Origin of the sequence: Clostridium arbusti SL206 (genome assembly GCF_000246895.1) — a bacterium.
Taxonomy (GTDB): Bacteria; Bacillota; Clostridia; order Clostridiales; family Clostridiaceae; genus Clostridium_I; species Clostridium_I arbusti.
Window position 1 is genome coordinate 1 of the sequence record NZ_BAEV01000094.1, and the last position, 15,281, is coordinate 15,281.

14 protein-coding genes and 1 other annotated feature are annotated in these 15,281 nt (G+C 34.0%); all 14 genes read right to left on the reverse strand.

Going from position 1 to position 15,281, the window contains the following annotated elements; all coding sequences use genetic code 11:
• The coding region (locus RH99_RS14500; protein WP_010239412.1) for a GTP-binding protein at window positions 1-491 on the reverse strand (491 nt) is incomplete at its 3' end.
• 28 nt (window positions 492-519) lie between these two features.
• On the reverse strand, window positions 520-2,583 hold the full coding sequence (gene fusA, locus RH99_RS14505; RefSeq protein ID WP_010239731.1) for an elongation factor G: 2,064 nt from the start codon (window positions 2,581-2,583) through the stop codon (window positions 520-522).
• Window positions 2,584-2,666: 83 nt separating this feature from the next.
• The gene (gene rpsG / locus RH99_RS14510) at window positions 2,667-3,137 is read right to left on the reverse strand and encodes a 30S ribosomal protein S7 (protein ID WP_010239733.1); all 471 of its coding nucleotides are present in this window, start codon (window positions 3,135-3,137) and stop codon (window positions 2,667-2,669) included.
• A 201-nt stretch (window positions 3,138-3,338) separates the two neighbouring features.
• The gene (gene rpsL / locus RH99_RS14515; protein WP_010239736.1) at window positions 3,339-3,716 is read right to left on the reverse strand and encodes a 30S ribosomal protein S12; all 378 of its coding nucleotides are present in this window, start codon (window positions 3,714-3,716) and stop codon (window positions 3,339-3,341) included.
• A 62-nt stretch (window positions 3,717-3,778) separates the two neighbouring features.
• On the reverse strand, window positions 3,779-4,018 hold the full coding sequence (locus RH99_RS14520; RefSeq protein ID WP_010239739.1) for a ribosomal L7Ae/L30e/S12e/Gadd45 family protein: 240 nt from the start codon (window positions 4,016-4,018) through the stop codon (window positions 3,779-3,781).
• Between the two features lie 113 nt (window positions 4,019-4,131).
• Window positions 4,132-7,659: a DNA-directed RNA polymerase subunit beta' gene (gene rpoC, locus RH99_RS14525; protein WP_010239741.1), complete on the reverse strand. Its 3,528-nt coding sequence runs from the start codon at window positions 7,657-7,659 to the stop codon at window positions 4,132-4,134.
• 21 nt (window positions 7,660-7,680) lie between these two features.
• On the reverse strand, window positions 7,681-11,388 hold the full coding sequence (gene rpoB / locus RH99_RS14530; RefSeq protein WP_010239743.1) for a DNA-directed RNA polymerase subunit beta: 3,708 nt from the start codon (window positions 11,386-11,388) through the stop codon (window positions 7,681-7,683).
• Window positions 11,389-11,680: 292 nt separating this feature from the next.
• Window positions 11,681-12,049 (reverse strand): 50S ribosomal protein L7/L12, encoded by a 369-nt coding sequence (rplL, locus tag RH99_RS14535; RefSeq protein ID WP_010239745.1) that lies wholly within the window; start codon window positions 12,047-12,049, stop codon window positions 11,681-11,683.
• 30 nt (window positions 12,050-12,079) lie between these two features.
• Complete coding sequence (gene rplJ, locus RH99_RS14540) at window positions 12,080-12,592, reverse strand: 50S ribosomal protein L10 (protein ID WP_010239748.1); 513 nt, start codon at window positions 12,590-12,592, stop codon at window positions 12,080-12,082.
• A 33-nt stretch (window positions 12,593-12,625) separates the two neighbouring features.
• Window positions 12,626-12,754: a sequence feature (ribosomal protein L10 leader region), on the reverse strand.
• Between the two features lie 38 nt (window positions 12,755-12,792).
• The gene (rplA, locus tag RH99_RS14545; RefSeq protein ID WP_010239750.1) at window positions 12,793-13,482 is read right to left on the reverse strand and encodes a 50S ribosomal protein L1; all 690 of its coding nucleotides are present in this window, start codon (window positions 13,480-13,482) and stop codon (window positions 12,793-12,795) included.
• A 54-nt stretch (window positions 13,483-13,536) separates the two neighbouring features.
• Window positions 13,537-13,962 carry a 50S ribosomal protein L11 gene (rplK, locus tag RH99_RS14550; protein WP_010239752.1) on the reverse strand — a complete coding sequence of 142 codons (426 nt, stop codon included), beginning with the start codon at window positions 13,960-13,962 and terminating at the stop codon, window positions 13,537-13,539.
• 78 nt (window positions 13,963-14,040) lie between these two features.
• Window positions 14,041-14,562 (reverse strand): transcription termination/antitermination protein NusG, encoded by a 522-nt coding sequence (gene nusG / locus RH99_RS14555; protein WP_010239754.1) that lies wholly within the window; start codon window positions 14,560-14,562, stop codon window positions 14,041-14,043.
• 51 nt (window positions 14,563-14,613) lie between these two features.
• A complete protein-coding gene (secE, locus tag RH99_RS14560; protein ID WP_010239757.1) occupies window positions 14,614-14,838 on the reverse strand; it encodes a preprotein translocase subunit SecE in 225 nt (74 codons plus the stop codon).
• A gap of 42 nt (window positions 14,839-14,880) precedes the next feature.
• Window positions 14,881-15,030, reverse strand: a complete 150-nt coding sequence (gene rpmG, locus RH99_RS14565) for a 50S ribosomal protein L33 (protein WP_010239760.1) — start codon at window positions 15,028-15,030, stop codon at window positions 14,881-14,883.
• Window positions 15,031-15,281 lie beyond the last annotated feature (251 nt).

A 15,281-nucleotide genomic window follows, 5' to 3' on the forward strand; every position in this document is an offset into this window, starting at 1 on the left:
GGAAATCCATATTCACTTAATAATTCTCTTACTTCCATTTCTACTAATTCGATTAGTTCTGGATCATCTACCATGTCTGCTTTGTTTAAGAATACTACTATATGTTGTACTCCAACTCTACTTGCCAATAATATATGCTCTCTTGTTTGTGGCATTGGACCATCTGCCGCACTTACTACTAGAATTGCTCCATCCATTTGTGCTGCTCCTGTTATCATGTTCTTTACATAATCAGCATGTCCTGGACAATCAACGTGTGCATAGTGTCTATTTGCTGTTTCATATTCAACATGTGCTGTGTTGATTGTAATTCCTCTTTCTTTTTCTTCTGGTGCTTTATCTATTTCTGCGTAGTTTGTTGCTACTGCTCCACCTGTTTGTGATAATACTGTTGTTATTGCTGCTGTTAATGTTGTCTTACCATGATCTACGTGTCCTATTGTTCCTATATTTACATGTGGTTTTGTTCTCTCAAATTTTGCTTTTGCCATTTTATTTATTCCTCCCTAAAAAAAACAATTATCGTCTTTCTCCAATTATTTGTTCTTGAATACTCTTAGGTACTTCCTCATAGTGATCAAATACCATACTATAAGTTCCTCTACCTTGTGTTCTTGATCTAAGAACGGTAGCGTAACCGAACATCTCTGATAATGGAACAAATGCTCTTATTATTTGAGCACCAGCTTGAGCCTCCATACCTTCAATTCTTCCTCTTCTACCATTAATATCTCCCATTACATCTCCCATATAATCTTCTGGGACTACTACTTCAACCTTCATCATAGGTTCAAGTACTACTGGGTCAGCTTTAGCCATTGCATTTTTAAACGCCATGGATCCAGCTATTTTAAATGCCATTTCATTAGAGTCAACATCATGGTAAGAACCATCTACTACTTTAACTTTAAAGTTTATAGTTGGGAATCCAGCTATAATACCACTTTCAGAAGCTTCTCTAATACCATCATCAATTGGTTGTATATATTCTTTAGGAATTGACCCTCCTACTACACCATTTTCAAATGTATACTCTCCTTCACTTGGTTCCATTTCAATCCAACAATGACCATATTGTCCACGACCACCAGATTGTCTAACAAATTTACCTTCCGCTTTAACTGCTTTTCTAATGGTTTCTTTATAAGCAACTTGTGGTTTACCAACATTACATTCTACCTTAAACTCTCTTGTAAGTCTGTCAACAATTATCTCAAGATGCAATTCTCCCATACCAGATATAATTGTTTGACCCGTTTCCTGATCTGTATGAGTTTTAAATGTTGGATCTTCTTCAGCAAGTTTTGCTAAAGCAATACCCATCTTTTCTTGACCCGCTTTTGTTTTTGGTTCTATAGCTACATCAATAACTGTTTCTGGAAATACCATATTTTCAAGTATTATTGGATGATCTTCATCACACAATGTATCGCCAGTAGTTGTAGATTTAAGACCAACAATAGCACCTAAATCTCCTGCTTCCAATTCTTCAACATCTTCTCTATGATTAGAATGCATCTTAACTAATCTTCCAATTCTTTCTTTTTTACCTTTTGTAGAATTCAATACGTAAGATCCACTCTTCATTATTCCTGAATAAACTCTTGTAAATGCAAGTCTTCCTACGAAAGGATCAGTTGCTATCTTAAATGCTAATGCTGACATTGGTTCATCATCATTAGTATGTCTTACATCTTCTTCACCTTCAAGAGTTTCACCCTTTATAGGTGGTATATCAAGTGGTGATGGCATATATGCAACAACTGCATCTAGCATTTGTTGAACACCTTTATTTTTGTAAGAAGATCCACACACAACTGGTACTATCTCATTTGCTATAACACCTTTTCTAATTGCTGCATTTAACTCTTCTTCAGTAATTTCTTCACCCTCAAGATATTTCATAGTTAAATCTTCATCTAATTCAACAATTGCTTCTATCATTGAAGTTCTGTATTCTTCTGCTAATTCTTTCATATCTTCAGGTATAGCAGTTTCCTCCATCTGTGTTCCTAATTCATCTTCATAAATAATAGCTTCATTTTTAATAAGATCAATTATTCCTTGGAAATTATCTTCTTTACCTATTGGCAATTGTATTGGAACTGCATTTGCCTTAAGTCTATCTCTCATCATATTAACTGCTCTAAAGAAGTCAGCTCCTAATATATCCATTTTATTAATATAAGCCATTCTTGGAACTTTATATTTATCTGCCTGTCTCCATACATTTTCAGACTGAGGTTCAACTCCACCTTTAGCACAGAAAACAGCTACAGTTCCATCAAGAACTCTTAATGATCTCTCAACTTCAACTGTAAAATCTACGTGTCCTGGTGTATCTATGATATTTATTTCGTGTCCCTTCCAGTAACATGTAGTTGCAGCTGACGTTATTGTAATACCTCTTTCTTGCTCTTGCACCATCCAGTCCATTGTAGCTGCGCCTTCGTGAACTTCACCAATCTTATGAGTTCTACCTGTATAAAACAATATACGCTCTGTTGTAGTTGTTTTACCAGCATCAATATGTGCCATTATTCCTATATTACGGAATTTTTCTAACGGATATTTTCTAGCCATTATTTTTCCTCCTCTCAACTACCAAAATGTAAAATTTGACAAAACTGCTTTGGATATCCCAAAACAGTTTTGCTATATTAATATTAGTATCTATAATGTGCAAATGCTTTATTAGCTTCTGCCATTTTATGAGTATCTTCTCTTTTCTTAACGGCAGCACCTGTATTATTCAAAGCATCGATAAGCTCTCCAGCAAGTTTGTCTTGCATGTGCTTTTCTCCTCTTTTTCTCGCTGCATCAAGCATCCATCTTATTCCTAATGTCTGTCTTCTTTCTGGTCTAACTTCTATAGGAACTTGATAAGTTGCTCCACCTATTCTTCTAGCCTTTACTTCAAGTAATGGCATTATATTGTTCATTGCTACTTCAAAAACTTCTATAGCTTCTTTTCCTGTTTTGGAAGCTATAGTTTCAAAAGCACCGTAGCATACTTTCTGAGCTACACCCTTTTTCCCATCTTCCATTATATTATTTATAAGTTTAGTAACAACTTTACTATTATATACTGGATCTGGTAATACATCTCTTTTTGCTATATGTCCTTTTCTTGGCACTTTTCTTCCCTCCTTAATAAAATAATTTTAAGTTCATCGGTACTCGACATTCCTGCCGTAAAGCGCTCTGTACTTCTGCAAAATCTTATAATATACTCATAATATCTCTATCAATGAGGGTAAGTAAGTCTTTCATAAATAATCAAAACAATCTTACATTTTATATATAAATGCTGAAGACATAGCACTAAGTCAAATAAACTATTTTTGTTTTGGTTTCTTAGCACCATACTTTGATCTAGCCTGCATTCTGTTAGCAACACCTGAAGCATCTAATGTACCTCTGATAATGTGATATCTAACACCTGGTAAATCTTTAACTCTTCCACCTCTTATAAGAACAACACTATGCTCTTGTAAGTTGTGTCCTACACCTGGAATATACGCAGTAACTTCATATCCATTATTAAGTCTAACTCTTGCAATTTTTCTTAAAGCTGAGTTAGGCTTCTTTGGAGTCGTTGTTTTAACAACTGTACATACTCCTCTTTTTTGTGGACATTCTTTCAATGCTGGTGCAGTTGACTTAACCGTTGTTGTCTTTCTACCTTTTCTTATCAATTGGTTGATAGTTGGCATACTTACACCTCCTTTAAAATCTACTATCAATATATATTAATTTAGATAATAGCACATCTAATCTATTCTAGAACTAGAGCACTAGCTGCTCCTACATCTATTCCACAAAGTTTGCCTAATTCTTTCATAGTTTCAACATAAACAACTTCTAAGGAATACTCCATGGATAACTCCTCAACAGTATTAATTAGTTTATTGTCAGCATCTTTTGCAATATAAACAATCCTACCTTGCCCATTTTTTATAGCTTTAATAGTTTGTTTTATACCAACAACTTTTTTCCCGCTAAGTCTGTTTACCATAAAATACCCTCCTTATGATAAATTACTGTGCGATTTAAATCTTATGTAATTCAAATCACACAAAATGTATTTTATCATTTTAAACTTTTCATGTCAACAAATCATTTGTTAAGTTAGCTTTCTTTTGCTAAAATTTCATCATTATTTTCTTTTTGTTCTTCAATATTTATATTCTTATATCTTTGCATACCTGTACCTGCTGGTATTAGTTTACCAATAATTACATTTTCCTTTAGTCCTATTAATGGATCAACTTTACCTTTAATCGCAGCATCTGTAAGTACCCTAGTTGTTTCCTGGAAAGATGCAGCCGATAAGAATGAATCTGTAGCAAGAGATGCTTTAGTTATTCCCAATAATGCAATTCTTCCCTTTGCAGTTTCTCCACCCTTAGCTTCTATACTCTCATTAGCTTCATTAAAATCAAAAATGTCAATCATCGTACCCGGTAACAATTCAGTATCACCTGAATCTTCAATTTTAACTTTTCTAGTCATTTGTCTTACAACTACTTCTAGATGTTTATCGTTTATGTCAACACCTTGTAATCTATAAACTTTTTGAACCTCTGATAAAAGATAATTTTTAACTGCATTAACTCCCTTTATCCTTAATATATCATGTGGATTAATAGATCCTTCTGTAATCTCATCTCCAGCATTTATAATGTTTCCATTTTGTACTTTTAAACTTGATCCAAATGGTATATCATAACTAACCTCTTCTCCAGAATCAGTAACAACATATACTATTCTCTTCTTCTTTGTATCTTCAAGTCTAACAGTACCAGAGACTTCACTTACTATTGCAAGACCTTTTGGTTTCCTTGCTTCAAAAAGTTCTTCAACTCTAGGAAGACCTTGCGTTATATCAGCTCCTGCAACTCCACCTGTATGGAATGTTCTCATTGTCAACTGTGTTCCAGGTTCACCGATTGACTGTGCTGCTATAATTCCAACAGCTTCACCGATGCCAATTTGTTTTGCTGTGGCCATATCCATACCATAACATTTAGCACATACACCATATTTACAATCACACGTAAATACAGATCTTATTTTAACTTTCTTAACGCCAGACTCTTCTACCCTTTCGGCTAAATGAACATCCATATAATCATTTCTATGAACAATTATATCTTTTGTCTTAGGATTTATAATATCTTCTGAACTATATCTACCAGTTAATCTTTCCTTTAAAGGCTCAATAACTTCATTTCCTTCTTTTATCTCAGATACTTCAAAGCCCTCTTCAGTACCACAATCATCAACTCTTACAATAACATCTTGTGATACATCAACAAGTCTTCTTGTAAGGTATCCAGAGTCAGCTGTTTTTAGTGCTGTATCCGCATTACCTTTTCTAGCTCCATGCGTTGATATAAAGTATTCAAGTACGTCAAGACCTTCTCTGAAAGATGCCTTAATTGGCATTTCAAGAATTTTACCAGATGGATTAGCCATAAGGCCTCTCATACCAGCAAGCTGCTTAATCTGACTTTTTGAACCTCTAGCTCCTGAATCAGCCATCATAAATATAGGGTTAAATCTATTCAAGTTGTTCATAAGTGCATCTGCAACTTCTTCAGTAGTTTTAGTCCAAACATCTATTACTCTTTCATATCTCTCATTTTCAGAAATATATCCTCTTCTATACAACTTTTCTATTTTATCAACAGAAGTTTCTGCTGCGGTAAGTAAAACTTTCTTTTCTGGCGGAACCGTCATATCAGATGTAGAAACTGTTATAGCTCCTATAGATGAATAGTGGTATCCTTTTGCCTTAATTTTATCTAACATAATAGATGTTTTAGTTGGTCCGTGTTTTAAATAACACTTATCTATAATTTTACCTAAATTCTTTTTACCAACTAAGAAATCAACTTCTAATTTGAACTCATTTTCAGGAATACTTCTATCAACAAACCCCAAATCTTGTGGTATAGATTCATTAAATAAAAGTTTTCCTGGTGTAGCATCTATTATTCTATATATTTTTTCTCCATCTATTACTTTAGATAATTTAACCTTTATTTTAGCATGCACATCCACTTCTCCAAGTTGATATGCCATTATAACTTCTTCTGGTGAAGAAAATGCCTTTCCTTCTCCTTTAACATCATCTTTATCAATTGTTAAATAGTAAGATCCCAATACCATATCCTGTGTTGGAACACATACAGGTTTACCATCTGATGGTTTCAATATATTATGAGCGGCTAACATTAAAAATCTTGCTTCTGCTTGCGCTTCTACAGACAAAGGAACGTGAACAGCCATTTGATCACCATCAAAATCAGCATTATACGCTGTACAAGCAAGCGGATGTAATTTTATTGCTCTACCTTCAACTAATATTGGCTGGAATGCCTGAATTCCTAATCTATGCAAAGTAGGTGCACGATTTAATAGTACTGGATGATCAGAGATTACCTCTTCCAAGACATCCCAAACCTGAGGTTGAACTCTTTCAACCATTCTCTTAGCACTCTTTATATTATGTGCCACTCCACTTTCAACTAGTTTTTTCATAACAAATGGTTTAAATAATTCTAAAGCCATTTCTTTTGGAAGACCACATTGATACATCTTCAATTCTGGACCAACAACTATAACTGAACGTCCTGAGTAATCAACACGCTTTCCAAGTAGATTTTGTCTGAATCTTCCTTGCTTACCTTTAAGCATATCAGAAAGTGACTTAAGCGGCCTATTTCCTGGACCTGTTACTGGCCTTCCTCTTCTTCCATTATCAATAAGAGCATCTACAGCTTCTTGTAACATTCTTTTTTCATTTCTTACTATGATATCTGGTGCACCTAAATCTAGTAATTTCTTAAGTCTGTTGTTTCTATTGATAACTCTTCTGTAAAGATCATTTAAATCCGAAGTAGCAAATCGTCCACCATCAAGTTGTACCATAGGTCTTAGATCTGGAGGAATTACAGGAATTACATCTATAATCATCCAATCTGGTCTATTAGTAGATTTTCTAAAAGATTCTACAACTTCTAATCTTCTTATAATTCTAATTTTCTTCTGTCCTGTGCTAGTTTTCAAATCATCTTTTAATTCAGTAGACAGCTGCTCTAATTCTATATCTTCAAGCAATCTTTTAACTGATTCAGCTCCCATACCAGCATCAAAACTATCTTCACCATATTTATCAATAGCTTCTCTATATTCTTTTTCATTCAAGAGTTGCTTTTTTAATAAAGATGTTTCTTTTGGATCTAACACAACATATGATGCAAAATAAAGTATTTTTTCTAGAGCCCTAGGAGACATATCTAGTATCAATCCCATACGAGATGGTATACCTTTAAAATACCAGATATGAGATACTGGAGCTGCAAGTTCTATGTGACCCATTCTTTCACGTCTAACTTTTGCTTTTGTTACTTCAACTCCACACCTATCGCAAACTATTCCTTTATATCTTACTCTTTTATATTTACCACAATGACATTCCCAATCTTTCATAGGACCAAATATTCTTTCACAGAATAGTCCATCCTTCTCAGGTTTCAAAGTTCTATAATTTATTGTTTCTGGTTTTTTCACTTCACCTCTAGACCACTCTCTTATCTTTTCTGGTGAAGCTAATCCTATTTGTAAAGCATCAAAATTATTTAATTCCAAGGGTACATCCTCCCTTCATAATTAGTGTTCATCATTAAAATCTTCAAGTTCCAATCCATTTTTAAGATCATCTAACGGTAAATCGTCATAATCTAAATCGATATCCTCATCTTCTGTATCTTGATTATCAGATTCAACGTAATCATCTGAAGGAACTGGAGGAACACTATCTTCATTTCCTTCAATATTCACCGCTAAATCTTCCAAACCTTCTTCCATTGATTCTTTCAATTTTACTTCTTCGTTGTCTCCTGATAAAACTTTTACATCTAAGCATAAAGCTTGAAGTTCTTTTATAAGAACCTTAAAAGACTCTGGAACACCTGGTTCTGGTATATTCTCACCTTTAACTATAGATTCATATGTCTTAACTCTACCAACAACGTCATCAGACTTGAATGTTAATATTTCTTGTAAAGTATGAGCCGCGCCATAAGCTTCAAGAGCCCATACTTCCATTTCACCAAATCTCTGACCACCAAACTGTGCTTTACCACCTAACGGTTGTTGTGTTACTAAAGAATACGGACCAGTTGATCTTGCATGTATTTTATCATCAACTAAATGTGCTAGTTTTAATATATACATGTATCCTACAGTAACTCTACTGTCAAATGCTTCCCCTGTTCTTCCATCATATAATAAAGTTTTTCCATCCTCATCATATCCAGCCTTCTTTAGGCATTCAACTATTTCAGCTTCTGTAGCTCCATCAAACACTGGTGTAGCAATATGCCAACCAAGGTTAGCTGCTGCCCAGCCTAAATGGACTTCTAAAACTTGACCTATATTCATACGAGAAGGAACTCCCAATGGATTTAAGCATATCTGAAGTGGTCTACCATCTGGTAGAAATGGCATATCTTCTTCCGGTAAAACTCTTGAAATAACACCTTTATTACCATGTCTTCCAGCCATTTTATCTCCAACAGATATTTTTCTTTTCTGAGCAATATAGCATCTTACTAATTCATTAACTCCAGGAGGTAATTCATCTCCATTTTCTCTGGTGAAAACTTTTATATCTACAATTATTCCCGATTCACCATGTGGAACTCTAAGAGATGTATCCCTTACCTCTCTTGCTTTTTCTCCGAAGATAGCTCTTAGAAGTCTTTCTTCTGCAGTTAACTCAGTTTCACCTTTAGGAGTAACTTTACCAACTAGTATATCACCCGACCGAACTTCTGCACCAATTCTTATAATTCCTCTTTCATCAATATCCTTAAGCGCATCATCACCTACATTAGGTATATCTCTAGTTATTTCCTCCGGTCCAAGCTTAGTATCTCTAGCTTCTGATTCATATTCTTCTATATGAATTGATGTAAATACATCTTCTCTAACAAGTTCTTCAGATATAAGCATAGCATCTTCGTAATTGTATCCTTCCCATGTTATGAATCCCATACGAATATTCTTACCTAGTGCTATTTCTCCCAAATCAGTAGATGGGCCATCTGAAAGTACAGTTCCAATTTCTACTTTTTCGCCTTTTGAAACTATAGGTCTCTGATTTATACATGTACCTTGGTTAGATCTCTTGAATTTCAATAATCTATAGGAATCAATAGATCCATTATCATCTCTTTTTACTCTCACTTCATTGGCACTTACATAGTCAACTATACCTGCGTGCTTTGATTTAGGAAGAACTCCAGAATCAACAGCAGCTTTAAATTCTATACCCGTTCCTACAACAGGAGCTTGAGGTTTTAATAAAGGTACCGCTTGACGCTGCATGTTCGAACCCATAAGAGCACGGCTGGCATCATCATTTTCAAGGAATGGTATCATAGCTGTAGCAACTGATACTATTTGTCTTGAAGATACATCCATCAAATCAACTTCTGTATTAGATACTACCAATACATCATCTCTAGTTCTTACAGTTATCTTACTATCTACAAAGTCACCATTTTCCTTAAGCGGTTCATTTGCCTGTGCAATTAAAAATTGGTCTTCCTCATCAGCAGTAAAATACCTTATTTCATTCAAAACTCTACCATTACTTTTATCTACAATTCTATATGGACTCTCCATAAATCCATAATCATTAACCTTAGCATAAGTAGCCAGTGAATTGATAAGGCCTATATTTGGACCTTCCGGAGTTTCTATAGGACACATTCTACCATAATGTGAATGATGAACGTCTCTTACTTCAAATCCAGCTCTTTCTCTTGAAAGACCTCCAGGTCCCAATGCTGATAATCTTCTCTTATGAGTAAGTTCTGATAATGGATTTGTTTGATCCATAAATTGTGAAAGTTGTGAACTACCAAAGAATTCCTTAATAGCCGCTGCCACTGGTCTTATGTTTATAAGTGCTTGAGGAGTTATTACCTCTTGATCTTGGATAGTCATTCTTTCCTTAACTACCCTTTCCATTCTGGATAGTCCTATTCTAAATTGATTTTGTAACAATTCACCAACAGATCTAAGTCTCCTGTTCCCTAAATGGTCAATATCATCTACATTGCCCACACCATAAGCTAGCCCTAGCTCATAACTTACTGTTGCGTATATATCATCTTTAACAATATGTTTCGGCACTAATCTGTGAATGTTTTTCTTAAGTTGTTCCTTGATTGAATCTTCATCAGTATAATTTTGTAGTATCTCATTTAATACTGGGTAATGAACTAATTCTTTTATGTTCAAATTGCTTATATCAAATTTAATGAAATGATTTATATCAACAAAATGATTTCCTATAATTCTAATAATCTTATCGTCAATAATTACGTCTACCTTATTAATACCTGAATTCTGAATTTCAATAGCTTTTTCTCTATCTATTCTTTCACCCTTTTGGAGAACTATTTCGCCAGTTTCATCATTAATTATATCTTCAGCAGCTACCTTATTAGCGATTCTAAGACTTATCGCTAGCTTTTTGTTGAATTTATATCTTCCTACTCTAGATAAATCATATCTCTTAGGATCAAAAAACAATGAATCTATAAGAGAAACTGCGCTATCAACTGTTGGGGGTTCACCAGGCCTTAATCTTTTATATATTTCTAACAATGCTTCTTCTTTAGTCTTTGTATTATCTTTTTCAATTGTTGCTTTTAGTCTTTCTTCTTCACCAAAATACTCTATAACATCAGCATCTGATCCATATCCCATAGCTCTAGCTAATATAGTAACAGGTAATTTTCTAGTTTTATCAATTCTTACATAAATAACACTATTGCTGTCAGTTTCGTATTCTAGCCATGCACCTCTGTTTGGTATTACTGTTGATGAAAATAGTTTTTTACCAGTTTTATCTACGGAAAAATCATAATAGACTCCTGGTGACCTTACTAATTGACTTACTATAACTCTTTCTGCACCATTGATTACAAAGGTTCCTTGTTCTGTCATTAAAGGAAAATCTCCCATAAAAACTTCCTGTTCCTTGACTTCACCAGTTTCCTTGTTGAGCAATCTAACCTTTACTTTTAAAGGTGCTGCATATGTAGTATCTCTTTCTTTGCATTCCTCTACAGAATACTTGATGTTTTCCATGTCAAGTTTGTACCCTACAAACTCTAGAACAAGATTGCCTGTATAATCCTGAATTGGATTAATATCATCAAATATTTCTTGAAGTCCCTCTTTAAGAAACCACTCATATGAATCTAATTGTATTTCTATAAGATTAGGCATCTTTCCAATTTCATGTTGCTTAGAAAAACTCATTCTTGTTCTTTTACCCACTTGCACAGGATGTACCATTAGCTTTCACCCCTTGTATAAACTAAAATAACCAAAAACGCACTTCACCTGTGGAATTACATTTCTGGGCTTATTACACTACTATTTGGTTATTATAACCATAATTTTGACATTAATTCATATGACACGTAATTTTGTTAAACAAAATCTAAATATTTCGTTGCATTTTTATATTATATCATAAAATATAGCCTATGTCAATGCAAGTAAAAAAAGAAAAAATTATGCTTTATGTTTATAATTACATCTTAAAAAAAAATGGTACTCCCAAGAGTACCATTTTAGAAACTGACTACTTTAACTCTACTTTTGCGCCTGTTTCTTCAATCTTAGCTTTCATTGCTTCAGCTTCTTCTTTTGCTACGCCTTCTTTAATAGTTTTTGGAGCACCATCAACTATTTCTTTAGCATCTTTTAATCCCAAACCAGTTATTTCTCTAACTGCTTTTATAACTTTAATCTTATTAGCACCAGTTTCAACTAAAACTACATCAAATTCTGATTTTTCTTCAGTTGCAGCGCCTGCGCCTGCGCCTGCACCAGCTGCAGCTACAGGAGCAGCTGCACTAACACCAAATTCTTCTTCACAAGATTTTACTAATTCATTTAATTCTAAAACAGTCATACCTTTTATAGCTTCAATTATTTCTTCTCTTGTCATTTTATAGCACCTCCGAATATATTTCTCTTTTTAAACTTGTTCAGATGACTCTGACTCTTTTTTGTCCTTTATAGCACTTACTAAGTAAGCGAAATTTGATATTGGAGCTTTGAAGCTTCCAAGTAATTTCGCAATAAGAACTTCTTTTGATGGAACAGATGCAAGTTCTTTGATTTTATTTTCATCAAACATCTCACCTTGAACTAATCCTGCCTTTAATTCTAATGCTTTATGTGTTTTTGAAAAATCATTTAACACTCTTGCAGGAGCAGTAGGATCTTCATATCCAATAGCTACAGCTATTGGTCCTTCAAGATATTGTACCATTCCTTCAAATCCAAGTTCATTAGCCGCACGAGTTACCAATGTATTCTTATAAACTTTATATTCTACACCAACTTCTCTTAAGCTCTTTCTAAGTTCAGTATCCTCTTGAACTGTTAATCCTTGGTAATTTACCATTATAACAGCTTCCGCCTTGCTTAACTTCTCTTTTATTTCTGAAATTTTTGCTTCTTTCAATTCTTTAAATTTGCTTGCCACTGTGTGTACACCTCCTCACAGTTTAAAACTGCTCAATTAAAAACTAAAGGTCTCTCCGCAGAACGAAGAGACCATATACACGTCATATATTGGAATCCTCGGCAGGTTGGTTTCCCGTTACGCATCAGCACCTACTATCTACGGAGTATTTACTTATTTAACCTTAAAAATTGTATCAAATATATTTTTATAAGTCAATACTAATCTAAAACTTTCACAGGATTAATTTTAATTCCTGGTCCCATAGTACTGCTTATTACTACTGACTTTATATATTGTCCCTTAGTTGATGCTGGCTTTGCCTTTACTACAGCCTCTACTAAAGAATGAAAATTTTCTGCAAGTTTTTCATTTCCAAAAGAATGTTTTCCTATTGGAACGTGAATAATAGAAGTTTTATCAACTCTATACTCAACTTTACCAGCTTTTATTTCAGCAATAGCTTTAGTTAAATCAAATGTAACTGTACCTGATTTTGGGTTAGGCATTAAACCCTTAGGTCCTAAAATCCTACCAAGTCTTCCAACTACGCCCATCATATCTGGAGTAGCTACAACTACATCAAAATCAAACCAATTTTCACTTTGAATCTTTGAAGCAAGTTCATCAGCTCCAACAAATTCAGCGCCTGCAGCTTCTGCTTCTTTAGCTTTTTCGCCTTTGGCAAAAACTAAAACTCTAACTTTTTTTCCAGTTCCATGAGGTAATACTACTGCACCTCTAACCTGTTGATCTGCATGTCTTGGATCTACTCCAAGTCTCATAGCAAGTTCTATAGTTTCATCAAATTTAGCTTTTGAAGTTTTTACAGCTAATTCAACAGCTTCACTTGGTGTATATAAGACATTTTTGTCAATAAGTTTTGCGCTTTCAACATAATTCTTTCCCATAATAAAATCCTCCTTTGTGGTATTAACGGTTTTTGCCTCCCACTAATTAGAAAACTACTCTGTAACTTCTACGCCCATACTTCTAGCTGTTCCAGCAACCATGCTCATAGCAGCTTCTATTGAACCTGCATTTAAGTCTGGCATTTTTGTTTCAGCTATCTGCTTAACTTGTTCTTTAGTTATTTTAGCAACTTTTGTTTTATTTGGCACACCTGATCCACTCTTAATTCCAGCTGCTTTTTTAATTAATACCGCTGCTGGTGGAGTTTTTAGTATAAAACTAAATGATCTATCTTGATAAACTGTAATTACAACTGGTATAGTAAGCCCTGCTTGATTAGCAGTCTTAGCATTATATTCCTTACAGAATGCCATAATATTAACACCATGTTGTCCAAGTGCTGGTCCAACTGGTGGTGCTGGAGTTGCTTTTCCTGCTGGTAATTGAAGTTTTATTAAACCTACCACTTTTTTAGCCATGAGTTTACACCTCCTACAATGTGGTTATACGAATTTTTAAAATTCTCCCACCTTATTAAGACTTTCGTCTTTACTTGCTTAATCTAATTTTTGTATCTGATTAAAATCAAGTTCAACAGGAGTTTCCCTGCCAAACATATTAACTAAACCTTTAATTCTCTGCTTATCTTCAGTAATCTCTTGAATCAAAGCAATTTGATTTTCTAAAGGCCCATTAATAACCTTAACACTCTCGCCTACCTCTACATCAACTTTTATAGGTTTTTCAACAATACCCATAGAATCAACTTCTTCATCAGTAAGCGCTACTGGTTTAGATCCTGGACCAACGAATCCAGTTACTCCTCTTGTATTTCTAACAACATACCAAGAATCATCGGTCATTATCATCTTAATTAAAACATATCCCGGAAAAACCTTTTTAAGAGTAACTTTTTTCTTACCATCTTTTTCTTCGATTTCTTCTTCCATTGGAACCTGAATATCATAAATCAAGTCATGAATATTTCTATTCTCTATTGTCTTCTCTATATTAGCCTTAACTTTATTCTCATACCCTGAATATGTATGTACTACATACCATCTAGCTTTTTCTCCCATAACTTTTGGATTAGGATTTATTCCTAGTCCCATAACCTCCTTCTACACGCCTTATTTAAAGATCACCTTGAAGAGATTATTAAAACCAAAATCCAAAATTGCAATTATTACAACATAAATTGCACAGAACACCGTAACTACAGCAGTTGCCTTCTTAGCATCAAATTTAGATGGCCAAGTAATTCTTTTAGTTTCCGCATTAAGTTCTTTAAAAAAATTTACTAATCCTTTTAATGGTGAACTTTTCATCTTTTCAGTTTTTCCATTATCACCCATTCTATTCACATCCCATTAAAAAATTGTGTAAATAGGTCTTAACTATTTAGTCTCTTTATGAAGTGTATGTGTGTGGCAGAAAGGACAGTATTTTCTCATTTCAAGTCTATCTGGATTGTTCTTTTTGTTCTTCATAGTATTGTAATTTCTTTGTTTACACTCTGTGCATGCTAAAGTTATTTTAACTCTCACAATCTACACCTCCCGGTTTTCAAGCCTTATACATAACATACGTCTTTCAAAACATGTGTTACCTGAATATTTTATCACAATCAATTATTTCTGTCAACAAATATATTAAAGTGTCATATGAAGTATAATATGCCTGCTATTTCAACTTTTAAAAGGACCAGGTAATAACCCAGTCCATACTTCTTAGACTATTTAACGATAGAAGTAACAACACCTGAACCAACTGTTCTTCCGCCTTCTCTTATAGCGAA

Excerpts from the sequence above, each read along its gene's own strand:
- secE (WP_010239757.1), bottom strand. The coding sequence starts at position 14,838 with ATGGGTGATAATGGAAAAACTGAAAAGATGAAAAGTTCACCATTAAAA.
- nusG (WP_010239754.1), bottom strand. The coding sequence starts at position 14,562 with ATGGGAGAAAAAGCTAGATGGTATGTAGTACATACATATTCAGGGTAT.
- rpsL (WP_010239736.1), bottom strand. The coding sequence starts at position 3,716 with ATGCCAACTATCAACCAATTGATAAGAAAAGGTAGAAAGACAACAACG.
- rpoB (WP_010239743.1), bottom strand. The coding sequence starts at position 11,388 with ATGGTACATCCTGTGCAAGTGGGTAAAAGAACAAGAATGAGTTTTTCT.
- RH99_RS14520 (WP_010239739.1), bottom strand. The coding sequence starts at position 4,018 with ATGGTAAACAGACTTAGCGGGAAAAAAGTTGTTGGTATAAAACAAACT.
- rplL (WP_010239745.1), bottom strand. The coding sequence starts at position 12,049 with ATGACAAGAGAAGAAATAATTGAAGCTATAAAAGGTATGACTGTTTTA.
- fusA (WP_010239731.1), bottom strand. The coding sequence starts at position 2,583 with ATGGCTAGAAAATATCCGTTAGAAAAATTCCGTAATATAGGAATAATG.
- rplK (WP_010239752.1), bottom strand. The coding sequence starts at position 13,962 with ATGGCTAAAAAAGTGGTAGGTTTAATAAAACTTCAATTACCAGCAGGA.
- rplA (WP_010239750.1), bottom strand. The coding sequence starts at position 13,482 with ATGGGAAAGAATTATGTTGAAAGCGCAAAACTTATTGACAAAAATGTC.